Raw genomic sequence first — 22,859 nt, 5'->3', positions numbered from 1 at the left:
GATGGTCAAGGCTGAAACAACGTTCAAGGTGCGCCACGAGCCGATGCGCATCGCCGGACGCAAAGTCGATGCCGATGGCGTCGTCAACGTCCACTACCCCTACACCAATGCGGTGATCGGCACGGTGCCGGCGGGGCGGGCCGAGCACGCCCGCCAGGCCTTCGAGATCGCGGCCAACTACAAGCCGAAGCTGACACGCTACGAGCGCCAGCAGATCCTGTTCCGTACGGCGGAGGCACTTGCCGCGCGCAAGGAAGAGATTTCCGATGTCATCACGCTGGAACTCGGCATCTCCAAGGCCGACTCCCTCTATGAGGTCGGCCGCGCCTATGATGTGTTCACGCTGTCGGCGCAGATGTGCATCCAGGACGACGGCCAGATCTTTTCCTGCGACCTGACCCCCCATGGAAAGGCACGGAAAATCTTCACCACCCGCGAGCCGCTCAGGGCGATCTCGGCGATCACGCCGTTCAACCACCCGCTCAACATGGTGGCGCACAAGGTGGCGCCGGCGATTGCCACCAACAATTGCGTGGTGGTGAAGCCGACGGAACTGACGCCGATGACGGCGCTTATCCTCGCCGATATCCTTTACGAAGCCGGTCTGCCGCCGGAGATGCTGTCGGTCGTGACCGGCATGCCCGCCGACATCGGCGCCGAGATGATCACCAACGACAACATCGAGCTGATCACCTTTACCGGCGGCGTGCCGGTCGGCAAGCTGATCGCCCGCACCGCCGGCTACAAGCGTCAGGTGCTGGAGCTCGGCGGCAACGACCCGCTGATCATCCTCAACGACCTGTCCGACGCCGACCTCGCCAAGGCGGCCGACCTTGCGGTGGCTGGTGCCACCAAGAACTCCGGCCAGCGCTGCACGGCGGTGAAGCGCATCCTGTGCCAGGAAAGTGTCGCCGACCGCTTCGTGCCGATGGTGCTCGAACGGGCGAAGAAGCTCAAATTCGGCGACCCGATGGACAGATCGATGGATCTTGGCACCGTTGTGCACGAAAAGGCCGCCGTTTTGTTCGAAAGCAGGGTCTACATGGCGGCCGAGCAAGGAGCGGAGGTGCTCTACGATCCCGGCCGCAGGGGCGCTCTGTTGCCACCGATCGTCGTCGACCGCGTGCCGCACAAGTCGGAACTGGTCATGGAAGAGACCTTCGGCCCTGTTATCCCGATCGTGCGCGCGCCCGACAATGACGACGAGCTGATCGCGCTGTCCAATTCCACCGCCTTTGGCCTTTCCTCGGGCGTCTGCACCAACGATTTCCGCCGCATGCAGAAATACATCGCCGGCCTGCAGGTCGGCACGGTGAATATCTGGGAAGTCCCGGGATATCGCATCGAGATGTCGCCATTTGGCGGGATCAAGGACTCGGGCAACGGCTACAAGGAAGGCGTCATCGAAGCGATGAAAAGCTTCACCAACGTCAAGACCTTCTCTTTGCCGTGGTAGCTTAGAACGCGGCCGTCGGTGCAGCCACAGGCGGCCGCCCTACAAGATATTCGCTGTTTGGACTAGATGCCCGGTGCTGATTGACAGCTCCCGCCGCAGACAGTGTCCGGCGCGACTGCGGATTTTCGGCGGCTGCATTGATATCGTCATCTGGTTCTTGATCATCCTTCGCTGAGTTGAAACCTCTTCGCCAGTTCTGACCTTTCGCCTGCATTGGGCCGACGGAGGTTTCAGACATATCAGCGCCGCAATGAGCTTTGGCTGCAGGGGCGCCAACGCAAATCGGCACTTCACGGCCTTGACGCCGCAAGGTGTACATTTTCGCCACCACGCATCATAACGGCAACGTTGGTTGATGCTGGATCCTGGCAGGAATGGTGGCGTTGTCGCCCGAACACATCTCTGAAGGTGGCGCCGATGCGCGCATGGCGCAGGTCAGGCGCGTCCGCGCGCTGAGGCTGCTCGATGATGCCGGCGACCGTCGCCTTACACTGGTCGTTGCGCCGGCCGGTTTCGGCAAGTCCTCCTTGATGAACCAGCGTTACAAGGACCTGCGCAAACAAGGCCATCAGACCGCTTGGGCTGCGCTCGATGGCGACGATCGCGACGGCACCCATTTCCTGCTCGGACTGCTCGGCGTTCTCACGGCGGCCCACATTGTCCCAGCGGCTGCTCAGGATTTTTCCAACCTGTCGCAGCAGCATGTTCTGGGGGTCATCCTGACCCAGCTGCAACGGCTGCGCCGTCCGCTATACCTGTTCCTCGACGACTATCATTTCGCCCAGAGCGAGGAAAACGACGCGACGCTGGCGCGGCTGTTGTTTTCGCCACAGGCACGAAACCTGAGGCTGCTGATCATCTCGAGGTCGGAGCCGAGATTGGCGATTTCGGCTATGCAGCTGAATGGCCAGCTTACCTATCTGAAGGCCGCCGACTTGCGCTTCACGGCCGGGGAAGCCCAGAACCTGCTGGCCATGGCCGGGGTCAAGCTCGACAAAGCACAGATCGAGGCACTGGTCCGCAAGACAGAGGGCTGGGCCGTGGCGCTGCAGCTGGCTCGCGTGCTGCTGCGTGACGGGGCCGTGACCGATAGGGACCTGTTGGAGTTCAGCGGTACCCAGCTCGACATGGCGCGCTATCTGTCCGAACAGGTGTTTTCGTCGCTCTCAGCCCCCATGCAATCGGCACTGGTCGGCGTTGCGGCCCTGCCCTATTTCAGCGCCGAGTTGGCGAGCGCAGTTGTCAATCCATCGGCGGCCGCAGAACTGACGTCCGATATCGCCGTCGGCGGCCTGCCGATCGAAGCGTTGGACGATGGACACAAGCAATTCAAGCTGCATGCGGTGTTCCAGGAATACCTGATGCATGAAGCCCGCCTGCGCGGGCTGGATATCAACCAGATCAGGCGCAGTGCCGCACACTGGTATGCGGCGCGCCGTGACTGGGCCAGTGCCATTCGCCACGCTTTGCATGCGGAAGACTTCCGCCTTGCCGGAGAACTTTCCGAAAATGCCGGAGGGTGGCGGCAGGTCTATGCCGGTGCTCGCGGACTGCTCCAGCAGTTTCATGCACTTGCAGCGGTTTTGCCGGAGGCGGAAGCCGCTAAGTTCCCACGCAGTTTTCTCGGACTGGCCGTCGCGGCTGCCAAAGGTGGCAACCTGACGCTGGCAAGTCATTACTTCGAGCTCGTAAATCGAAAAATTGACCGCTCCGACAGTGTCCTGGTCAACGAAATTCGCCTGATCGGCGCACTCATGGCGCTGTACCGGGACGACCGCATCGAAGCCCTCGACCTGTCGCTACTCGAGCGCGACCTGACGCTGCTCGAGCTGACGGAGCCGGTACAGCGCGCGCTGACCTACAACCTGCTGTGCTTCCAATACCTGGAACGCAGCGAATTCGATCGCGCCGAGCGCCACGGTAACCTGGCGATCCAGTCCTTTACCCAGGCAGGAGCGCTTTTCGGGGCGATGCACCTCTACGCCCATGTTGGACAGGCACAGTTCTTTCGCGGCGACATGGAAGGCGCGAGTGCGGCCTACGAGCGCCTGGCTAGCGACGCGCAGAACGCCATCGGCAAGGGTTGCGACCTCGACGCGATCGCCCAGGTCCTGCTGGCCGAGACCCTGTCGGAGCGTGGCCTACATGATGGCGCTGAGCGCATCCTGGAATGGTCGCTACCGCATCTGGAAAAGAACGACTGTTGGTTCGACCTTTTGGCGGCAGCCTATCTGTCCCGCATTCGCGCACGGACAGTCCGCAACGATTTCGACGGCGTCGACGCCGTGCTCGAACAGGCAAGGCGCACCGCACAGCGCCGTGGTTTTCCTCGCCTGCAAAGGCTGGTCGCACGCGAACAAATGCGTGCGATCATCCACTTTGGCGACATTCAGGGCGCCAAGCGTTTTGCCGACCGTTTCGATCTCGGCCCGGAAACGGCGTTCGACGTCGAGCGCAACCGGCTTTCATTCCGGCTGCGCGGCGAGGTACCGGCCACGCTGTGGGTACGGGTCTGGATACAGGAAGGACAGACGGAACGCGCACTGGACATGTTGCAACGCCTGGAGGTGGCGCAGGAGCGTCCCTTCAGCGTGCCTCGAATGCTCCGGATGCGCCTGCTGGCGCTGCTGGCTGGCATAAAGGCAGGTAAGGCAGAGCGAACCGCCTCCGTGCTTGACGAAATCCTGCTGACCCTGCCCAGCGCAACCTACCGCGCGGCGTTTTTCGAAGAGGGTCCCGAAATGCTCGCCCTGCTGCGCCACCGCGCGCAGGAGGCCGGCCCTGACAGCCTGATCGCCCGGCGCGTCGGCCAGATATTTGCACCGGCAGATGCGTCCGCTCCGGGACAAGGCACATCCGAAACGGCGCCCGATCCCGCAAGCGCCCCGCATACGCTGACCCAGCAGGAACTGAAGGTCGTCTCATTGATATGCGGCGGCTTCTCCAACAAGGAGATAGCCCGGCACATGGACGTCAGCGAAAACACGGTGAAGTTTCACGTCCGAAATGTCTTCTCTAAGCTCAATGTCCATTCGCGCACCTCGGCCATCTCTGTCGCGCGGGAGCTAGGACTATTAGCCTAACCATCATTTCGGGTGGGGCCTTAACCAGGCAGCCCACCCGATTGGTCGGGTAGGCAAGTTTCTTCCACGATGCAACCTTTCCGTCTGGGCAGCAGATAGGCGCTGCAGTCATAAAGGTGCGGAATGGAGCAGCAAGTGCGAGCCGTCGATCCCGTGACCCAGGAGATCATCCAGGGCAAGCTACTGTCGATGGTCGACGAGATGGGCATCGTGATGGCGCGGACCAGCATGAGCCCCGTCATCTACGAGGTTCTGGATTTCGCTTGCGGCATCTGCACCCGCGACTGCGACCTGATTGCCCAGACCAATGGCATCACATTGTTCACCGGTACATTCGCCACCCAGGTTCGCAGCCTCGTCGAGAGGTTCGCCGACGACATGGCGCCAGGCGACGTACTGGTCACAAACGATCCCTATGCCGGAGGCACGCATTCCTGCGATCTGGCCATCATGCGCCCGATCTTTGCCGAAGGCCGCATCATCGCATTTGCCATCAATGTCGCTCACTGGCTGGACGTCGGCGGCGCGGTGCCCGGCAGCCTGCCTCCGGACGCCAATTCGGTGTTCCAGGAAGGCCTTCGCCTGCCTTGCGTCCGCATTGCGCGCGACGACAAGCTGTTGCCTGATATTGTCCGCATCATCAGCGAGAATGTCCGTCTGCCGGAAGTCGCGCTGGGCGACCTCAATGCGCAGCTTGCCACGGTGCGCATTGCCGAGCGCCGCATCCTGGAGATGGTCGAGAAATACGGCGCGGCTACCGTTCAGGACGCATTTGATCATCTCCTCGACGTCAGCGAGCGGCGCAGTCAAAACGTCATTGCGGCACTGCCGGATGGCATTTACGAGGCGACCGACATCATCGACGGCGATGGCATTTCCACCGATCCCATCGAAGTGAAGGTCGCCATCCGGATCGCGGGTGGCCGCATGGAAGTGGATTTCACCGGCTGCCCACCTGCCGCGGCAGGGCCTATCAACTGCGCGCGTGGGGCGCTCAGTTCAGCCGTGAAGACCATTTTCAAGGCGCTGGTGGCACCGCAGGAGCCATCCAACGAAGGATGGTTCCGGCCACTCTCGGTGATCGCTCCCGACGGAACGGTGTTCACGGCACAGAAGCCCTCGCCGACAGGTTGGTACTACGAAGGCTCGGTCCATGCCTCCGAACTCGTGTGGAAGGCCCTCGCACCGTTGATGCCTGAACGTTTCTCCGCCGGCTCCTACTCCAGCCTCTGCGTCACCTACATCAATGGCCGGACTGCCGACGGCGAGGAATTCATCCACATCGAGCCACAGCATGGCGGCTGGGGCGGCGCGCCCGGTCGCGACGGCGCAAGCGCGGTCATCGCCCTGACCGACGGAGATACCTACAACTACTCGGTCGAGTTGATCGAAGCCAAGTTTCCGCTCCACGTCCGGCGCTACGCGCTCAATGTCGAAGGCGGGGCCGGCGCAGGCCAGTGGCGTGGCGGCTTCGGGGTCGTGCGTGAATACGAGATTCTGTCCGGAGAGGCCGACGTCCACAGCGGCTTCGGCCGCTCGCGGACGCCACCCTGGGGCATGGACGGCGGCGGTGACGGCAGTCTCAACCGGCTCGATGTCGTCGACAAGAAGGCAGCGAACACCGTCACCTATGGCCGCCTGTCTCACCGCCGCGTCGTCAAGGGCGATCTGCTGCGCATCGCCACCGGCGGTGGCGGCGGCTGGGGCGATCCAGCGATGCGAAGCAGGGACGCGATCGCCGAGGACATCCGCTCAGGCTACATCAGCGCAGAGCGTGCGGCATCGGAATACAACCACCGGGGCACGGCGACGAAATGATCAGACTTGCAACCGATGTCGGCGGCACCTTCACCGATCTCGTCGGATATGACGAGAAGACGGGCAAGGTCTTCACCTCAAAGAGCCTGACCACTCCGCAGGACCAGTCGATCGGCGTGCTCGACGTGATCGACCGCGCAGAGAGTGCCAGCGGCCTGGACACGGACAAGGTCCGGTTCTTCGCCCATGGCGGAACGACGGTGATCAACGCGATCACCGAACGCAAGGGCGTCAGGACCGCGCTCGTCACCACAGCCGGGTTCCGCGACGTGCTCGAGATCGGCCGAGGCAACCGCCCGGATCTCTACAATCTCCAGTTCCACAGCCCCGAACCGTTCATCCCCAGGAAGCTGCGGACCGAGGTCCGCGAACGGGTTGGCGCGGACGGACGGGTCATCGAACCGCTCAATGAAGACGACGTGCGCGAGGCTGCACGCCTGTTCCTTGACGAGGGAGTTGAGGCCGTAGCGGTCATCTTTCTGCACAGCTACGCTCATCCGGATCATGAGAAGCGCTGCGCCGAGCTGTTGCGCGACCTGCTGCCTGATGTCACCGTCTGTGCCAGCTACGAGATCTCGCGGCAATGGCGCGAGTATGAGCGCACCAACACGGTTGCCCTCAACGCTTATGTGCAGCCGATTATCCAGCGCTACTTCGCCAATCTGGAAAAGGCGCTTGCCGCCAAGGGCGTGTATTCGGCCTATTATGCCATGCTGTCGAATGGCGGGGTCGCAACGTTCTCGCAAGCCGTCGCCAGTCCGCTGACCCTCGTCGAATCCGGCCCTTCGGGCGGCGCGGCTGGCGCAGCAAGGATCGGTGCGATCCTCGGCGAAAGGGATGTGCTTTATCTCGACGTTGGCGGCACCACGGCAAAATGCACGCTCATCCGCGACGGCAAGCCCAATCTCGATGCCGAATACAAGCTCGAATGGGCCCGTACCTTCCCCGGCTACCCGGTCCAGGTGCCGGTGGTCGACATCGTCGAGATAGGCTCGGGCGGAGGCTCGATCGCCTGGATCGACGCCGCCGGCGGTCTGCGGGTCGGCCCGAAAAGTGCCGGCTCTGCGCCCGGACCCGCCTGCTACGGATTAGGTGGAACCGAGCCGACTGTCACTGATGCCAAAGTGGCCATCGGGCTACTCGACCCTGCCGCATTCGCCGAAGGCGCCATGACCCTCGACGTCGAACTCGCGCAGCAGGCAATCGCCAGGCTGGCCGGACCACTCGGCCTATCGGTGGACGACGTCGCCCAGGCTATCATCGACGTTGCCGAGTCCAACATGATCAACGCACTGAAGCTGGTTACCGTCCAGCGCGGTCACGACCCACGCGATCTTGCTCTGGTCGTCAGTGGGGGCGCCGGGCCGATGTTGGCGGCTCGCCTCGGTCGCGAACTCAACGCCAAATCGATCATCATCCCACCGCATTCAGGCATCTTCTCGGCCTGGGGCATGCTGGCCGCGCATCCCCGCGCGGACATTCGCAAGACGTGGTTTTCGCCGCTCGTCGCCTCGTCACTCGACGAACTGGCCAAACTCTTCGCCGACATGGAAGGCGAAGCGCTGTCCTATTTCGACCGCGACAGCACGGACGGTGTCACCTTCAGCTACACCGTGGAAATGCGCTATCACGGACAGGAGCACAGCGTATCGACCCGGTTCACACCGTCGATGCAACTCGTCGATTTCGCCGAGGCTTTTCACACTGCTCACGAGACCGCCTATTCGTTCCGCCTGCCCGATGCACGCATCGAGGTGACGAACCTGCATCTTCAGGCCGAGATCGCCGGCAACGTCATCGACTGCCCGCCGATCGACAATGACGGCCGCACTGTCGCCAAGGCACGAAAAGGCGAACGCAAAGTCTATTTCGGCAACGATGGCGGCTGGAAATTGTGCGCTGTCTATGATCGTAACGGCCTGCCCTGCGGTGAGCGCCTGAGTGGCCCGCTGCTTGTCGAGGAGCCCACCACGACAACGCTCGTGCATGCAGGGCAAGTCCTGGAGGTCACCGACCGGGGCATCATGGTCATCACCGAAGAGGTCCGCTAGCCCATGGCCATCTCGATTGGAATTGACGACGTAACCAGGACCTTTGGCACGGTCAAAGCCCTGGAGCGCGTGGGTCTCAAGATCGAGGCCGGCGAATTCTTCACCTTACTCGGCTCGTCGGGTTCGGGAAAAAGCACGCTGCTGAAACTGATCGGGGGTTTTGATCGCCCCACCACCGGCCGTGTCTTGTTTGATGGGCAGGACGTCACCGACCTGCCGGCCAACCGCCGCCCTTCAAACACCGTCTTCCAGGACCTCGCTTTGTTCCCCCACATGACCGTGGGCGACAACGTCGCCTATGGGTTGAAGGTGAAGGGTGTGGCCGCCGCTGAACGCAAGAAGCGCGTAGACAGCACGCTTGCGCTGGTCGATCTGGCAGGATTTGCCCAGCGCAACGTCAATCTGCTCTCTGGCGGGCAACGGCAGCGGGTCGCTCTGGCACGCGCGCTCGTCATGGAGCCGGGCATCCTGCTTCTCGACGAACCCTTGACCGGGCTCGACGAAAGACTGCGCCAGCAGATGCGCGATGAATTCGGCAGGCTGCACCAGCGAACCGGTTCGACCTTCGTGCTGGTCACCCACAATCAGGACGAAGCGCTGAGCCTCAGCGACCGCATGGCGATCATGCACAAGGGCAGGCTCGAACAGGTGGGACGGCCGGCCGACTTCTTTGCCACTCCCGCCAATGATTTCGTCGCACGCTTCGTTGGCATGGAACGCGTCCTCAAGCCCGAAAGGCTCGAACGCAGCGGCGGCGACACTGTCGCCGTCATAGCCGGTGAGCGGCTGGTTCTGCCAGGCGCTCGCGACGTCGGGGAAATGGGACTCCTGGCGGTTCGTCCCGACCGCATTTCGCTCGCGAACGTGCATGCAGCGCCCGGTAGCTCACTTGCTGCGACCGTGGCTGGACGCCAGTTTCGCGGCCGGTTCTTCGACTTCTATCTGGAGCTTGGCGATGGCCAGAAGCTCGACGCCGAGATCCCGGTCGAGTTCGCCGAGGCCTGGCCCGAACCAGGCAATCCGGTACGACTCGAATTCGCCGGAGGCGCCTTGGTGCCCGTGCCCGCATCCTGAACTGCGGCGAACCGTGACACCTGATCATCCTGAGAAAATTTTCATAAAAAGAAGGGGTAACGCGATGACAAATAACATAAATTCTCTGAGCGACGCGATGTCGAGCAACATCAGCCGTCGTCAATTGCTCAAGACGCTCGGGGCCGGAGGCGCGGCATTGGCTGCCGGATCCGTGTTTCGGCCGATGTCGGCGCTGGCCGCGGGCGATCTGGCATTCTGGGCGACCGGCACGCTCGACGTCGGCGACGCCTGGTCGCGGGCAGCCGACGACGCGGGCCTGAACGTTGCCTTCACCGACAATGGCAACGACCCCGGCCCAGCCGTTGCGCGACTGGTCGCCGGCAACGCAAACGACCTCTTCGATATCGGTGGCCTGCAGGGCGGCGCCGAGAAGGAACTCGCAGTCCAGGGCGCGATCGTTCCTTGGGACCTGTCGAAGATCCCCAACTACGAAAACGTCTGGCAGTGGGCGAAAGACATCCCCTACCTGCATCATGACGGAAAGCAGTACGGCCTGCCGGCCGTCATCAACGCCGACTCGATCATCTATCGCCCCGACAAGCTCGGCAAGGTCGACAGCTACGGCGTCATCTTCGATCCGAAGCTGAAGGGCCAGGTGGCAATGGAAGACGCCTGGATCAACAGCGCCGTCTTTGCAGCCATGTACCTGAAAGAGACGGAGAACCAGAAGATCGGCAATCCGGGCAACTTGACCGCGGACGAGCTTGGCCTGGTGATGGAGTTCCTCATCAAGCACAAGAAGGATGGCCAGTTCCGCACCTTCTGGAGCGGCTGGGAGCAAGGCGTGCAGCTTGTCGGCGATGGCGAGGTGCTGGCCATGACGGGGTGGGAGCCCATCGTCTACGAAGGTCGCAAGCGCGGTCTGCAGGTCGAGTACGCAGCGCCCGTCGAAGGCTACGAAGGCTGGGGCAACAACTTGGTTCTGCTCAAGGGTGCGGTCGACCGCGGCCTTGGCGACGACGCCCACAAGTTCGCCAATTGGCTGCTCGACGGCTTCTATGGCTGCACGCTTGGCGAACAGCGGGGCTACGTCGTGCCGAGCGATCGCAATGTTGCTTACGCCGAGGCAAATGCGAGCCAGTTCGACCCGACAAAGGTCAAGGCACTGGCCGAGCACGTCAAGGCCAAGTTCAGCGGCAAGGTCGCCTGGCAGAACACGCGCCCGGACAATTTCCAGCTCTACGAAGAATGGTGGCAGAAGCTGCGTAACGCCTGATTGCGACCAACAGCGGCGGAGCGGTTCGCGCTCCCCCGCCTTTTTTCTGGAACCCAGATGAAATCGCCCGGCCTGCTACTCGCACTCCCCACCGCACTCGTCGTGCTGCTGCTGGGTTTCGTGCCTCTGATCGTCATCCTCGTCTGGAGTTTCTGGACCTGGGACCCCGCAACCTACTGGATCAGGCCGGAGTTCAGTCTGGCTGGTTATGAAGCGATACTCGAGGCCGGGCGCTGGAGCGTCATCGTCGGATCGCTGGGCAAGGCGTTCCTGACCGCCGCGATATGCGTCATCATCGGCTATCCCGCCGCGATGGCAGTGCATTTTCTGGCAAGCAGGCGCATGGCACTGCTGCTCATGGCGCTGTTCACCATCCCATTCTTCACCTCATACATGATCCGCGCCTTTTCCTGGCGGCTGGTGCTCGGCCGCAACGGCCTGATCAATGGCTGGCTGTTGGATCTCGGGATTGTCGACCAGCCGCTCGACTGGCTCCTGTTCTCCAATTTTGCCGTCAATGTCGGCCTCGTCGCCTCATACCTGCCATTCGTCATCTTTCCGCTGATCCTGTCGATGCAACGCGTCGAGCCATCGCTGCTCGCCGCCAGCCAGGATCTCGGCGCCGGCTTCTGGCGAACCTTCCGCTCTGTCCTGCTGCCACTCACCCAAGCCGGCATATTTGCCGGATTCCTCTTCGTCTTCGTCATGGCGGCAGGGTCGGCCACGGAAGTGCAGATGCTCGGCGGCGCTGCCGCATCGATGATCTCGGTGATGATCAACGACGTCATGCGGGTTGTGAACTTCCCGCTGGCCTTCGCGATCTCGACCCTGGTGCTGATCATCCTGTTCGGACTGATTTTCATCGGCAACCGACTGTTCAAGCTGACCAGCCTGTTCGAGGGGTTCACATGGTAGCCGGTTTCGAAAGCCGCCCGCTGAAGGCGGCCATCTGGCTGATGACAGCGATAGGGCTGGCGATCATCTATCTGCCGCCGCTCTATCTGGTGGCGGTGTCGTTCAATCCGGCGCTGCAGCCCGCCCTGCCGCCGCTGTCCGACATCAGCCTGACCTGGTATTTCGCGCTCGCCAAGGAACGCACCCTCATCAGTGCATTGCAGGAATCCCTCCTGGTCGCGACCATCACCGCGCTGGTGGCAACCGGTCTCGCGCTGTTGTCGGCCCTTGCCTACATGGACCTCGGCAAATGGCGCTCGCGCTGGTTCATGTTCGTGCTGTTGCCGATGTTCGTTCCAGGGATCATCCAGGGCCTGTCGCTTTCAGTCATATTCGGACGCATCGGACTGAAGCCGTTCTGGGGCACGGTTGCGGCGAGCCACCTGTTATGGGCGCTGCCATTCGCCTTCACCGTCATCCTCACAAGTATGGCAGCCGTCAGGCGTTCTTACCTGCTTGCCGCGTCCGACCTCGGCGCCTCCTGGTGGCGCCAGTTGGTCGACGTGACATTGCCACTGATCAAGCCGGGCCTGGTGGCCGCCTTCATCTTTTCATTCCTCCTGTCGCTGAACGAATTCGGCCGGGCCTTCTATCTGGTCGGGCGGCAGAACACGCTGCCATTGGCGATGTTCGGCAAGATGAACTCAGGCGCCTCGCCGACGATCTATGCCCTGTCGGGCTCGATCTTCCTGGCCTCGATATTGGCTGTGTCGTTCGTGCTGCTGGCAGCGCGAGCCAGGGATCGCAAACTGCGGTAGGGCACGGGTCGCCCGCCGCTTATCGACGCCGCCAGCACACCCGCACCGCCGGCTAGAAGCGCCATGTGCTGGACCTCGGCGGCAATGATCCGCTGATCATCCCCATCCACCTGTCCGACGACGACCTCGCCAAGGCACCCGATCTCGCGATGGCCCGATCATGCGCGCCCCGGACAATGACGACGAGCTGATCTCGCCGTCCAACTCCACCGCCTTCGGCCTCTCCTCAGCTGTCTGCACCAACGATTTCCGCCGCATGCAGACATGCATCGCCGACCTGCAGGTCGGCACGGTGAATATCTGAGAAGTCCCGGGATATCGCATCGAGATGTCGCCATTTGGCGGGATCAAGGACTCGGGCAATGGCTACAAGGAAGGTGTCATCGAAGCGATGAAAAGCTTCACCAACGTCAAGACCTTCTCTTTGCTGCGGGCCTGAGCCTTGTCTTGAGCCGGCAAATCAGATGAGTGTGGATGAGGGAGCGCATGCGCTCCCTCATTTGCTTGGAGGGGAAATGCTGTTGCCTATTGCCCGGTCGCATTCGACCGGAACGCTGCCCATCCCGCCGCTTCCCCTGACGTCGCCGAAAGCCTGAACCATGTCCGGCTTCGCCCTTACCATCGTGCTGGTGGCAGCCTTCCTGCATGCGAGCTGGAATGCGGTCGTCAAGGCGGCAACTGACCGCGCCGTCGTCCTGGCGGCGGTGTCCGCCACCCATGCCACGCTTGGGCTTGTGCTGGTATTCTTCGCCACGCCGCCATCGCATGCGAGTTGGATCTACATCTTCCTGTCGACCGTCATTCACTACGGCTATTACGTCTTCCTGTTCCAATCCTACCGGCTGGGCGATCTTAGCCAGGTCTATCCCATCGCGCGTGGACTGGCTCCGGCGCTGGTGGCCTTCGGCGCCTATGTGATGATCGGCGAAACACTGCCGCCGCTCGGCTGGGCCGGGCTCGGTGCGATCACTTTCGGCATCGCCTTCCTTGCCTTCCAGCGCGGTGCGGCGCATGCCGATCCAAGGGCAGTCGGTGCCGCCGCGCTCAACGGCGTGCTGATCGCTTCCTATTCGGTTATCGACGGCATCGGCGTGCGCCTCTCCGACAGCCCGTTCGGCTATATGGGTTGGTTGTTCCTGCTCGAATTCCCGGTGACGCTGTTCGTGCTGTTCCGCCGGCGCGGGAAGACCCACACCATCGATCTGCGCACGGTCGGGCTCGGCCTCATCGGCGGCCTGGGTGCCGTCTCGGCCTATGGTCTCGTCATCTACGCCAAGACCATCGCGCCTCTGGGCGCGGTCTCCGCCGTGCGTGAATCGAGCGTCATCATCGCCGCCCTCATCGGCCTGTTCATTTTCGGCGAAAGACCCTGGCGAGCCCGAATCGTCTCGGCTGTCATCGTCGCCTGCGGGGTCATCGCGCTCGCCTTCTCCGGCTGAGTTCCAGATCTGCTATCTCATCTTTGTCGTGGATTTTGCGCTGCTGCACAAACAAGCGGCAGCCTTGTCACATGCCTGTCGCAACCCTGTGCATCGCATAAGCTCAGCCTACCAGATCATAAAAAGAATAGATTTTACTTATTGACCCCTCGTTCCCACTATCGACCATGGACGAGGCACAAACGGGTACAAGCGCAACACGCGACCCGGCAAGACCTCTCCCAATCAGAACGTGCCTAAGCGATTCAAATGGGAGCTCATTTCAATGAACCAGAAGAAATCCTTCGCGCTTGCCGCCCTCGCTACGATGCTAATGTCATCGGCGGCCTGGGCGGAGACGGAGCTTACGGTCTACACGGCGATCGAGGCTGAAGACCTCAAGCGTTATGCCGAGACGTTCAACCAGGACCACCCCGACATCAAGCTGAACTTCATCCGCGACTCCACCGGCGTCATCACCGCCAAGCTGCTCGCCGAGAAGGACAATCCGCAGGCCGACGTGGTCTGGGGTCTTGCCGCGACCTCGCTTCTGGTTCTCAAGTCCGAGGGCATGCTGGAGGCCTATGCGCCCAAGGGCGCCGACCAGCTGAAGCCCAATTTCGTCGACAGCGACAGCCCGCCGAGCTGGGTCGGCATGGATGCCTGGGCCGCCTCGATCTGCTTCAACACCGTCGAAGGCCAGAAGCTCGGCCTGACCGCGCCGAAAAGCTGGAAGGACCTCGCCAAGCCTGAATACAAGGGCCATGTGGTGATGCCGAACCCGGCGTCGTCGGGCACCGGATATCTCGACGTGTCGAGCTGGCTGCAGCTGTTCGGCGAGAAGGATGGCTGGGCCTATATGGACGGCCTGCACCAGAACGTCGCCGCCTACACCCATTCCGGCTCCAAGCCCTGCAAGATGGCGGCCGCCGGCGAGACGGTGATCGGCATCTCCTTCGAGTTCCGCGCCGCCAAGTCGAAGGCCGAAGGCGCGCCCATCGACATCATCATCCCCGAGGAAGGCATCGGCTGGGACATGGAAGCGTCCGCGATCGTCGCCGGCACGTCCAAGGAAGAAGCCGCAAAGACGCTGCTCGACTGGTCGGTCTCCAAGAAGGCCAACGAGATGTACAATGTCGGCTATGCGGTTGTCGCCATGCCCGGTGTCGCCAAGCCGGTGCCGCACCTGCCCGCCGACATCGAAGCCAGGATGATCAAGAACGACTTCGAATGGGCGGCCAACCACCGCAACGCCATCCTTGAGGAATGGACCAAGCGCTACGACTCGAAGTCCGAGCCGAAGAGCTGATCTTTCGCCACCTCGACAGACGGGCGCCGCCTTGTGCCGCGCCCGTATCCTTGCCCCCAAGCCGGATGGTTACGATGAGACACGAAACCCTCGCCGGGCAGCCGCGAATTCCGACTGAAGTGAGCGCCATGACCGCCGCCAGCCTGAAGCAGCCAGCCTATCTCAAGATCGCAAACGTCTGGAAAGCCTTCGGCGAATTCCATGCGCTGAAGGACATTTCGCTCGACATCAGCGAGGGCGAGTTCATCTGCTTCCTTGGCCCGTCGGGCTGCGGCAAGACAACTCTTTTGCGTGCCATCGCCGGCCTGGACCTGCAGACGCGCGGCTCGATCCATCAGGGCGGACGCGACGTCTCCACCCTGCCGCCGTCGCAGCGCGACTATGGCATCGTCTTCCAGTCCTATGCGCTGTTCCCCAACCTGACGATCGCCAAGAATATCGCCTTCGGTCTCGAAAACACCAAGCGCCCGCGTGCCGAGATCGAACAGCGGGTGGCCGAACTGCTCAAGCTTGTCGGCCTTCCCCACCAGGGCAATAAATACCCGGCCCAGCTTTCCGGCGGTCAGCAGCAGCGCATCGCGCTTGCCCGCGCCATTGCCATTTCGCCCGGCCTGCTTTTGCTCGACGAGCCGCTGTCGGCGCTCGACGCCAAGGTGCGCACGCATCTGCGCCATGAGATCAAGGAGCTGCAGCGCAAGCTCGGCGTCACCACCGTCATGGTTACTCACGACCAGGAAGAGGCGCTGTCGATGGCCGACCGCATCGTGGTGATGAACCACGGCGTCATCGAGCAGATCGGCACTCCGACCGAAATCTATCGCCATCCGGCGACGCTGTTCGTCGCCGACTTCATCGGCGAGGCCAACAAATTCGAGGCCAAGGCAGCCAGGGGCGCCGTCGGCTTCGGCGCTGCCACTTTCAGCTGCGCGCAGAACGGCTTCGACGACGGCGCGCCCGTCATCGCGGCGATCCGGCCCGAGGACGTCATTCCCCATGCCGCCGGCTCTCTCGCCAACGGTGCCGCCGCCAACGCGATCGACGTCACCATCAGCGAGATGGAGTTCCTGGGTTCGTTCTGGCGCACGCGGCTGCACGGTCATGCGCTCGGCAACGAAACGCTGATCGCCGACTTCTCCATCAACGCCGCGCGGCGCCTGTCGCTGGCGCAGGGTGGGGTGCTGACCGTCGAGCTGCCGGCCGAGCGGCTGCTGATCTATCCCAGGGGCGCCTGACATGGCGATGGCAATCGACACCGCCCTGCCGGTCGGCCGCACGCTCAAGCTGAGGCTCGACAGCGACCAGCTGATCAAGCGCGGCCTGATGGTCGTGATCGCGCTCTATCTGGTGGTTGCGCTGGCAGCCCCGCTCGCCATCATGCTGTCGAAGTCATTCTCGACCTACAGCTTCGACCTCGCCAGGTTCGAGTTCCAGGTCAGCGACAAGGACGGCAATTGGGGCGAACCCATCACGGCTGCTGCGCTGAATGAGAAGCTCAACGCGGTGCCACTGGCCAAGCTCGCCACCAACTCGGACGGGCGCTTGCAGGCGACGAGCTTCTTTCCCGACTTCAGCTTCCGCAGCCCGGTGAAGTACAAGATCCGCGGCACCACATCGGATGCAACCTATCTGGTCGGCCTCAAGCCGCAGTCCGGCACGGAATGGCAGGAGCTCACCTCCAACGATTTCCGCCGCGTGATGCTGCGACCGTCGCGGGCGCTGGGGCTCGAAAACTATGCCGCCTACTTCTCGACGCCGACGCTGTTCCGCTCGATCGAAAACTCGGTCTTCATCGCGCTCGTCAGCACGATCATCACCGTTGGCCTTGCTTTCGGCTTCGCCTATGCGCTGAACCGCAGCTGCATGCGCTTCAAGGATGCGTTTAAGCTCGTCGCCATGGTGCCTATCCTGGTGCCGTCGCTCTTGCCCGGCATCGCGCTGATCTATCTGTTCGGCAATCAGGGCATGCTCAAGGACCTGTTGATGGGGGCCTCGATCTACGGCCCGCTCGGCATCGTCGTCGGCTCGATCTTCTTTGCCTTCCCGCATGCGATGATCATCATCTCGACGGCTTTGGCCATCTCCGACCAGCGCCATTACGAGGCCGCCGCGTCGCTACGCGCCAGCCGTTGGCGCACCTTCTGGACGGTCACCATTCCCGGCGCGCGCTACGGCCTGATCTCGGCAGCCTTCGTCGTCTTCACCCTCGTCATCACCGATTTCGGCCTGCCCAAGGTCATCGGCGGCCAATACAATGTGCTGGCCGTCGACATCTACAAGCAGGTCATCGGCCAGCAGAATTTCGAGATGGGTGCGGTCGTCTCGGTCATCCTGCTCGTGCCGGCAATCGCCGCCTTCATCGTCGACCGCATGGTGACGAAGAAGCAGGTGGCGCTGCTGTCGGCGCGTTCGGTGCCCTATCAACCCAAGGCTAACAGTGGCTTCGACGCGCTGTGTCTCGCCTGGTGCTCGCTGATCGCCGTCTTCATCCTCGGCATCATGGCCACCAGCCAGTTCGCCGCACTGGTCAAGCTCTGGCCCTACGATCTCAGCCTCGGCTTCAAGCACTTCGCCTTCGATCGCATGGACGGCGGCGGCTGGGGTTCCTATTACAACTCGATCCGGTTGGCGGCGCTGACGGCAATCATCGGCACGGTCATCATCTTCGTCGGCGCCTACATGGTCGAAAAAACCGACGGATTCAGCAGCGGCCGCACGGCGTTCCAGTTCCTAGCCATGCTGCCAATGGCCGTGCCGGGCATGGTGCTGGGCCTTGCCTACATCTTCTTCTTCAACGACCCCGCCAACCCGCTGCACGCGCTCTACGGCACCATGACCATCCTGGTCGTGTGCACGATCACCCACTTCTACACGGTGGGGCACCTGACCGCTCTGACAGCACTCAAGCAGATCGACCAGGAGTTCGAGCCGGTTGCGGCCTCGCTCAAGCAGCCCTTCTACAAGCTGTTTGCTCGCGTCACCGTGCCGGTCTGCCTGCCTGCCATCCTCGACATCTCGATCTACCTGTTCGTCAACGCCATGACGACGGTGTCGGCGGTGGTGTTCCTCTATTCGAAAGACACGATGCTGGCCTCGGTGGCGGTGCTCAACATGGACGACGCCGGTGACGTGGCCCCGGCCGCAGCCATGGCGATGATGATCTTCTACACCAACATCGCAGCCCGACTGATCCACCTGTTCCTGTCAAAGGTACTGATCAAGCGAACGCAGGCCTGGCGGGCGAGGTAGCTGCAGCTCGACAACACCCCACCTCTAGCCCCTCCCCACAAAGGGGAGGGAATCCGGTCTGCGCCATACTGGATGCGCAAACAACTCGGCAGCGAACTGCCCTTTCTGGATGGCTTCAATCTGTTTTTGGGAGACTGAGCGCGGCACGGTCCCAAAATCCCCCTCTCGCTGATGGGGAGGGATTAGGGGTGGGGGTAGTCTCGCAACCAGCCGCCCTCAGCCCTTGACCCTATCCGGATGCGCCTTTGCAAACGCCTCGAGCGCCTCGCATCGCGCCGATATCTCCAGCACCCGCCTCAGGCCCGAAATGTCGACGTTCCAGCGCCGGGCGTTGTAGACCTGCGGCACAAGGCAGAAGTCTGCCATGCCTGGCACATCGCCGTGGCAGAACGTGCCAGTCGTCGGGTTGTCGAGCAGCCTTTCGAAGGCGGCCATGCCGTCGCCGATGAACTTCTGCATCCAGGCATCGCGCGCCGCCTCGGGGTCAGGCGCGAGCCGCATCAGTTCGGCGATCACACCGGTGTTGCAGACTGGGTGGATTTCCATGGCGATCGCATAGGCGAGCTGGCGCACGCGCTGGCGGCCGAGCGGATCGGACGGCAGGAAGCCGGCATGACGGGTTTCGTCGAGATATTCGATGATCGCCAGCGACTGGGTGAAGGCGTGGCCGTCGATGTCGAGCACCGGCACCAGCCCTTGCGGATTGCGTGCCAGATGCTCCGATGATTTCTGGCTCTTCGCCAGCAGGTCGACCGACACGGGCCGAAAATCCTGCCCCAGCATGTTGAGGGCGATGCGCACGCGATAACTCGCCGACGAACGCCAATAATCGAACAGGACGGTCTCGCTCATGATGGCTCACGCCTTCTCGTATTTCTCGACGGTCTGCTCGATGGCCCCGAAGATCGAGTGCCCCGAGCGGTCGTGCATCTCGATACGGACCTGGTCGCCGAACTTCAGGAACGGCGTCGTCGGCTGACCGTGCTGGATGGTCTCGATGGTCCGGATTTCGGCGATGCAGGAATAGCCCGCCCCACCCTCGGAAATCGCCTTGCCGGGGCCACCGTCAAGCTTGTTGGACACCGTGCCCGAGCCAATGATCGTGCCGGCGACCAGCGGTCGGGTCTTCGCCGCATGCGCGACGAGCGTTGCGAAATCGAAAGTCATGTCGACGCCGGCGTCGGCCCGTCCGAACGGCTGGCCGTTGAGCGAAACCAGCAGCGGCAGATGCAGCTTGCCCCCGTACCAGGCCTCGCCAAGCTCGTCGGGCGACACCGCAACGGGCGAGAATGCAGTCGAGGGTTTGGACTGGAAGAAGCCGAAACCCTTGGCGAGTTCGGCCGGAATCAGGCCGCGCAGCGACACGTCGTTGACCAGCAGGATCAGGCGGATGGCGGCATGAGCCTCGTCGCGGCTGGCGCCCATCGGCACGTCATCGACGATGACCGCCACCTCGCCTTCGAGGTCGATGCCCCAGGCCTCGTCGGCCATGACGACAGGGTCGCGCGGGCCTAGGAACGAATCCGAGCCGCCCTGATACATCAAGGGATCGGTCCAGAAGCTCTCGGGCATCTCCGCGCCCCGCGCCTTCCGAACCAACTCGACATGGTTCACATAGGCTGAGCCGTCGGCCCACTGATAGGCGCGCGGCAAGGGCGAGGCTGCATCGTGCTCATGGAAACGCATGGTCGGCTGTGAACCGGTTTCGATGCCCTCGGCGACATTGGCGAGGCGCGGGCCGACATGGGTCCAGTCGTCAAGCGCTGCCTGCAGCGTCCGAGCAATATGGCCGACCTCAGAGCACCGGGTCAGATCCCTAGAGACAACGACCAGGCGGCCATCGCGGGTGGAGTCCTTCAGCGTAGCGAGCTTCATTTACGTCCTCACTTGATGCTTCACTTGATACCGGGCGTGCCGTCGAACTTGCGCTCGAGCCCGTCCCAGCAATCGATGTAGTTGTCCTGAAGCGTCTCCAGTTCAGCGGCGAACTTCGTCAGTTGCTGGGGGAAACGCGTCTCGAACATGAAGGCCATGGTGTGATCGAGCTTGACCGGCTTGAGCTCGCCGTTCGAGGCCTTCTCGAAGCCCATCGCATCAGGTCCATGCGGCAGCATCATGTTGTGCAGGCTCATGCCGCCCGGCACGAACCCCTCTTCCTTGGCGTCATACTGGCCGTGGATCAGGCCCATGAACTCACTCATGATGTTGCGATGATACCAGGGCGGCCGGAAGCTGTGTTCAGCCACCAGCCAGCGCGGTGGGAAGATGACGAAGTCGACATTGGCCGTGCCAGCTTCTTCGGTCGGCGCCGTCAGCACCGTGAAGATCGACGGATCCGGATGATCGAACAGGATTGCGCCGACAGGCGAGAAGGTCCTGAGGTCATATTTGAACGGGGCATAGTTGCCGTGCCAGGCAACGACGTCGAGCGGCGAATGGCCGATCTCGGTGACATAAAACTTGCCGCACCATTTGACGTGCACGCGGCACGGCGTCTCCTTGTCTTCGTAGGCGGCAACCGGTGTCTTGAAATCGCGCGGGTTGGCCAGGCAATTCGCACCAATCGGCCCGCGATCCGGCAGCGTGAACTTGGCGCCGTAGTTTTCGCAGATATAGCCGCGATGGAAGGCAGCATCGCCCAAGCGCGAAACCTTGAACATCATGCCGCGCGGCACCAGGCAGATCTCCGACGGCTCGACGTCGATGACACCCATTTCGGTGAAGATGCGGATCGTGCCCACTTGCGGCACGATCATCAGCTCGCCGTCGGCGTTGAAGAAATAGTCGTCGACCATGTCATCGTTGAAGATGTAGGCATGCGCCGCCATACCGACCTGGGTCATCGCATCGCCCGCCGTCGTCATGGTGCGGATGCCCTCGATGAAACTGTTTTTCCCCGCGGGCTCCGGCAGTGGGTTCCAGCGCAGCTGGCCGAGCGGCAGCGAATGATCGTCGAGGCAAGGCGCGGTCTTCCAGTGCGGGTAGCTGGCATTGGAGAAGCGCTTGGTGTGGCGCACGCTCGGGCGGATGCGGTAAAGCCAGGAGCGCTCGTTGGTGCCGCGCGGCGCGGTGAAGGGAGAGCCCGACAGCTGCTCGGCATAAAGGCCGTAATTGCACTTCTGCGGGCTGTTCTGGCCCTGCGGCAGCGCACCTGGCAGTGCCTCGGTCTCGAAGTCGTTGCCGAAGCCTGGCATGTATCCGGCGGCAGTCGCGAGCGACGCTTGTTTGGCGGCTTTGTCCAGCATGTCTTGCACCTCCCTGGCGGACGTGAGAACGTCGAGATGGTTGCAAGTGTAACCATTGATTTTGTAACTATCAAAGGCTTGAGATGGCGGACGCGTTCGACCTGGAAAGTTTTCTGCCCTACCGGCTGAACCGGGCGGCCGAGTTGATCAGCCTGAGCTTTTCCAGGGAATACAAGCAGCGTTTCCAGATGACGCGACCCGAATGGCGCGCGCTCGCGGCGCTCGGCAGCGTCGGCCGCATGACCGCGACCGAGATCGGCGCCCATTCCAACATGCACAAGACCAAGGTCAGCCGTGCGGTGGCAGCGCTGGAGGAACGCCGCTGGCTGAAGCGCAGCGAGAACGAAACCGACCGCCGTGTCGAGCATCTGGAACTGACGGCTGCTGGTCTCAAGGCCTATCGCGAGATCGCCGACCTGGCCCACAGTTACCAAGCGACCCTTGAAAAGGCGCTCGGCGCGGGCGCCATCGAGCGCATCGAGGCGGGGCTGGCGGATGTCGAGCGGGCGCTGTTGGCAAGGCCAAAGCTGCAGCGATAGGCCGGGTAGGCTGTCACCCTTACAATCAGGACAGGGGTACAACCATCTCCACCCCGCCTCTGGTCTCTTTGGTGTCACGGCATGGCGACTGCGAACACCAAAACCGTCCAGAACTCGCGCTCGGACCGGCACAGGACTGACCCAGACGCCGGCTAAAACATCTACGCCCCTACCCGATCGGCAGCGGCCCGAACTGCTTCAACGTCGTCAGCACGATCGCGGTCTTCACGTGCTGCACGGAATCGTGCGGCAACAGAACCTCGTTGACGAAGCGCGACAGATCCGACAGCCCGCGCACCACGACCTTGATGTAGTAATCCATCTCGCCGGTCAGCGAATAGGCCTCGAGCACCTCGGGCAGATCGTTGACCAGCCGAGCGAAACGCTGGGCGTTGTCGCGGTTGTGGGTGGCGAGCGTCACCGAAATCACCACCAGAAGATCGAGCCCGAGCCGTTCGCGGTCGAGCATGGCCTGATAGCCGCGGATGAAGCCCTCGGCCTCCAGCCGGGCGCGGCGGCGCGAGCATTGCGACGCCGACAGCGCGATCTTTTCCGACAGTTCGTTGTTTGTCAGCCGTCCGTCGCGCTGAAGCTCGCGCAGGATCTTGAGGTCGAATTGGTCGAGCGCCGCATTCATTGCACCATACTCCTCATCCATGCACGTTTCACGC

General features: G+C 62.5%; 17 protein-coding genes and 1 pseudogene. 14 read left to right on the top strand and 4 right to left on the bottom strand.

The annotated features are described in order from the left end of the window. Nucleotide 1 precedes the first annotated feature (1 nt). From phnY to NDO48_RS23515, 13 genes and pseudogenes are all read left to right on the top strand, one after another. The gene (gene phnY, locus NDO48_RS23575; RefSeq protein ID WP_018430969.1) at nt 2-1,456 is read left to right on the top strand and encodes a phosphonoacetaldehyde dehydrogenase; all 1,455 of its coding nucleotides are present in this window, start codon (nt 2-4) and stop codon (nt 1,454-1,456) included. Nucleotides 1,457-1,986: 530 nt separating this feature from the next. Continuing rightward, on the top strand, nt 1,987-4,539 hold the full coding sequence (locus NDO48_RS23570; RefSeq protein ID WP_157632935.1) for a LuxR C-terminal-related transcriptional regulator: 2,553 nt from the start codon (nt 1,987-1,989) through the stop codon (nt 4,537-4,539). 135 nt (nt 4,540-4,674) lie between these two features. Continuing rightward, nucleotides 4,675-6,357 (top strand): hydantoinase B/oxoprolinase family protein, encoded by a 1,683-nt coding sequence (locus NDO48_RS23565; protein ID WP_245262425.1) that lies wholly within the window; start codon nt 4,675-4,677, stop codon nt 6,355-6,357. Next, nucleotides 6,354-8,408 (top strand): hydantoinase/oxoprolinase family protein, encoded by a 2,055-nt coding sequence (locus tag NDO48_RS23560; RefSeq protein WP_018430966.1) that lies wholly within the window; start codon nt 6,354-6,356, stop codon nt 8,406-8,408. The genes NDO48_RS23565 and NDO48_RS23560 overlap by 4 nt, the downstream gene beginning before the upstream one ends. A gap of 3 nt (nt 8,409-8,411) precedes the next feature. After that, on the top strand, nt 8,412-9,482 hold the full coding sequence (locus tag NDO48_RS23555; protein WP_018430965.1) for an ABC transporter ATP-binding protein: 1,071 nt from the start codon (nt 8,412-8,414) through the stop codon (nt 9,480-9,482). Between the two features lie 64 nt (nt 9,483-9,546). After that, the gene (locus tag NDO48_RS23550) at nt 9,547-10,719 is read left to right on the top strand and encodes an ABC transporter substrate-binding protein (protein ID WP_026227804.1); all 1,173 of its coding nucleotides are present in this window, start codon (nt 9,547-9,549) and stop codon (nt 10,717-10,719) included. Nucleotides 10,720-10,776: 57 nt separating this feature from the next. Continuing rightward, complete coding sequence (locus NDO48_RS23545; protein WP_018430963.1) at nt 10,777-11,634, top strand: ABC transporter permease; 858 nt, start codon at nt 10,777-10,779, stop codon at nt 11,632-11,634. Further along, nucleotides 11,628-12,431, top strand: coding sequence for an ABC transporter permease (locus tag NDO48_RS23540; RefSeq protein WP_018430962.1), 804 nt, complete (start codon nt 11,628-11,630; stop codon nt 12,429-12,431). Before NDO48_RS23545 ends, NDO48_RS23540 begins: the two co-directional genes overlap by 7 nt. A gap of 154 nt (nt 12,432-12,585) precedes the next feature. Continuing rightward, a pseudogene (locus NDO48_RS23535) lies at nt 12,586-12,870 on the top strand (aldehyde dehydrogenase family protein); the annotation flags it as partial. Between the two features lie 160 nt (nt 12,871-13,030). Further along, entirely contained in the window at nt 13,031-13,870 is an 840-nt protein-coding gene (locus NDO48_RS23530; protein ID WP_267322460.1) for a DMT family transporter, read from the top strand. A 265-nt stretch (nt 13,871-14,135) separates the two neighbouring features. After that, nucleotides 14,136-15,158, top strand: a complete 1,023-nt coding sequence (locus NDO48_RS23525) for a putative 2-aminoethylphosphonate ABC transporter substrate-binding protein (protein WP_267322459.1) — start codon at nt 14,136-14,138, stop codon at nt 15,156-15,158. A gap of 74 nt (nt 15,159-15,232) precedes the next feature. Beyond that, nucleotides 15,233-16,390: a putative 2-aminoethylphosphonate ABC transporter ATP-binding protein gene (locus NDO48_RS23520; RefSeq protein WP_267322458.1), complete on the top strand. Its 1,158-nt coding sequence runs from the start codon at nt 15,233-15,235 to the stop codon at nt 16,388-16,390. A gap of 1 nt (nt 16,391) precedes the next feature. Further along, the gene (locus NDO48_RS23515; protein WP_267322457.1) at nt 16,392-18,404 is read left to right on the top strand and encodes a putative 2-aminoethylphosphonate ABC transporter permease subunit; all 2,013 of its coding nucleotides are present in this window, start codon (nt 16,392-16,394) and stop codon (nt 18,402-18,404) included. A 216-nt stretch (nt 18,405-18,620) separates the two neighbouring features. Here the strand turns inward: NDO48_RS23515 and maiA are convergent, their stop codons facing one another. The 3 genes from maiA to hmgA are packed head-to-tail and all read right to left on the bottom strand — an operon-like array spanning nt 18,621 to nt 21,649. After that, nucleotides 18,621-19,256, bottom strand: a complete 636-nt coding sequence (gene maiA, locus NDO48_RS23510) for a maleylacetoacetate isomerase (RefSeq protein WP_267322456.1) — start codon at nt 19,254-19,256, stop codon at nt 18,621-18,623. A 6-nt stretch (nt 19,257-19,262) separates the two neighbouring features. After that, nucleotides 19,263-20,279, bottom strand: a complete 1,017-nt coding sequence (locus NDO48_RS23505; protein WP_267322455.1) for a fumarylacetoacetate hydrolase family protein — start codon at nt 20,277-20,279, stop codon at nt 19,263-19,265. Nucleotides 20,280-20,299: 20 nt separating this feature from the next. Further along, entirely contained in the window at nt 20,300-21,649 is a 1,350-nt protein-coding gene (hmgA, locus tag NDO48_RS23500; RefSeq protein ID WP_267322454.1) for a homogentisate 1,2-dioxygenase, read from the bottom strand. Nucleotides 21,650-21,732: 83 nt separating this feature from the next. Here hmgA and NDO48_RS23495 point away from each other — a divergent pair, with 83 nt between their 5' ends. After that, nucleotides 21,733-22,188, top strand: a complete 456-nt coding sequence (locus NDO48_RS23495) for a MarR family winged helix-turn-helix transcriptional regulator (protein WP_267322453.1) — start codon at nt 21,733-21,735, stop codon at nt 22,186-22,188. A 169-nt stretch (nt 22,189-22,357) separates the two neighbouring features. Here the strand turns inward: NDO48_RS23495 and NDO48_RS23490 are convergent, their stop codons facing one another. After that, on the bottom strand, nt 22,358-22,825 hold the full coding sequence (locus tag NDO48_RS23490) for an Lrp/AsnC family transcriptional regulator (protein WP_267322471.1): 468 nt from the start codon (nt 22,823-22,825) through the stop codon (nt 22,358-22,360). Nucleotides 22,826-22,859 lie beyond the last annotated feature (34 nt).

Origin of the sequence: Aminobacter sp. MET-1 (assembly GCF_026521175.1) — a bacterium.
GTDB lineage: Bacteria > Pseudomonadota > Alphaproteobacteria > Rhizobiales > Rhizobiaceae > Aminobacter.
Note: the sequence above shows the minus strand (reverse complement) of the source record. Positions and strands in the feature narration are given on the sequence as shown.

What these genes read in the sequence shown, in the direction of transcription:
- phnY (WP_018430969.1), top strand. Translation starts at nt 2, where the DNA reads ATGGTCAAGGCTGAAACAACGTTCAAGGTGCGCCACGAGCCGATGCGC.
- NDO48_RS23570 (WP_157632935.1), top strand. Translation starts at nt 1,987, where the DNA reads ATGAACCAGCGTTACAAGGACCTGCGCAAACAAGGCCATCAGACCGCT.
- NDO48_RS23560 (WP_018430966.1), top strand. Translation starts at nt 6,354, where the DNA reads ATGATCAGACTTGCAACCGATGTCGGCGGCACCTTCACCGATCTCGTC.
- NDO48_RS23555 (WP_018430965.1), top strand. Translation starts at nt 8,412, where the DNA reads ATGGCCATCTCGATTGGAATTGACGACGTAACCAGGACCTTTGGCACG.
- NDO48_RS23550 (WP_026227804.1), top strand. Translation starts at nt 9,547, where the DNA reads ATGACAAATAACATAAATTCTCTGAGCGACGCGATGTCGAGCAACATC.
- NDO48_RS23545 (WP_018430963.1), top strand. Translation starts at nt 10,777, where the DNA reads ATGAAATCGCCCGGCCTGCTACTCGCACTCCCCACCGCACTCGTCGTG.
- NDO48_RS23540 (WP_018430962.1), top strand. Translation starts at nt 11,628, where the DNA reads ATGGTAGCCGGTTTCGAAAGCCGCCCGCTGAAGGCGGCCATCTGGCTG.
- NDO48_RS23530 (WP_267322460.1), top strand. Translation starts at nt 13,031, where the DNA reads ATGTCCGGCTTCGCCCTTACCATCGTGCTGGTGGCAGCCTTCCTGCAT.
- NDO48_RS23525 (WP_267322459.1), top strand. Translation starts at nt 14,136, where the DNA reads ATGAACCAGAAGAAATCCTTCGCGCTTGCCGCCCTCGCTACGATGCTA.
- NDO48_RS23520 (WP_267322458.1), top strand. Translation starts at nt 15,233, where the DNA reads ATGAGACACGAAACCCTCGCCGGGCAGCCGCGAATTCCGACTGAAGTG.
- NDO48_RS23515 (WP_267322457.1), top strand. Translation starts at nt 16,392, where the DNA reads ATGGCGATGGCAATCGACACCGCCCTGCCGGTCGGCCGCACGCTCAAG.
- maiA (WP_267322456.1), bottom strand. Translation starts at nt 19,256, where the DNA reads ATGAGCGAGACCGTCCTGTTCGATTATTGGCGTTCGTCGGCGAGTTAT.
- NDO48_RS23505 (WP_267322455.1), bottom strand. Translation starts at nt 20,279, where the DNA reads ATGAAGCTCGCTACGCTGAAGGACTCCACCCGCGATGGCCGCCTGGTC.
- hmgA (WP_267322454.1), bottom strand. Translation starts at nt 21,649, where the DNA reads ATGCTGGACAAAGCCGCCAAACAAGCGTCGCTCGCGACTGCCGCCGGA.
- NDO48_RS23495 (WP_267322453.1), top strand. Translation starts at nt 21,733, where the DNA reads ATGGCGGACGCGTTCGACCTGGAAAGTTTTCTGCCCTACCGGCTGAAC.
- NDO48_RS23490 (WP_267322471.1), bottom strand. Translation starts at nt 22,825, where the DNA reads ATGAATGCGGCGCTCGACCAATTCGACCTCAAGATCCTGCGCGAGCTT.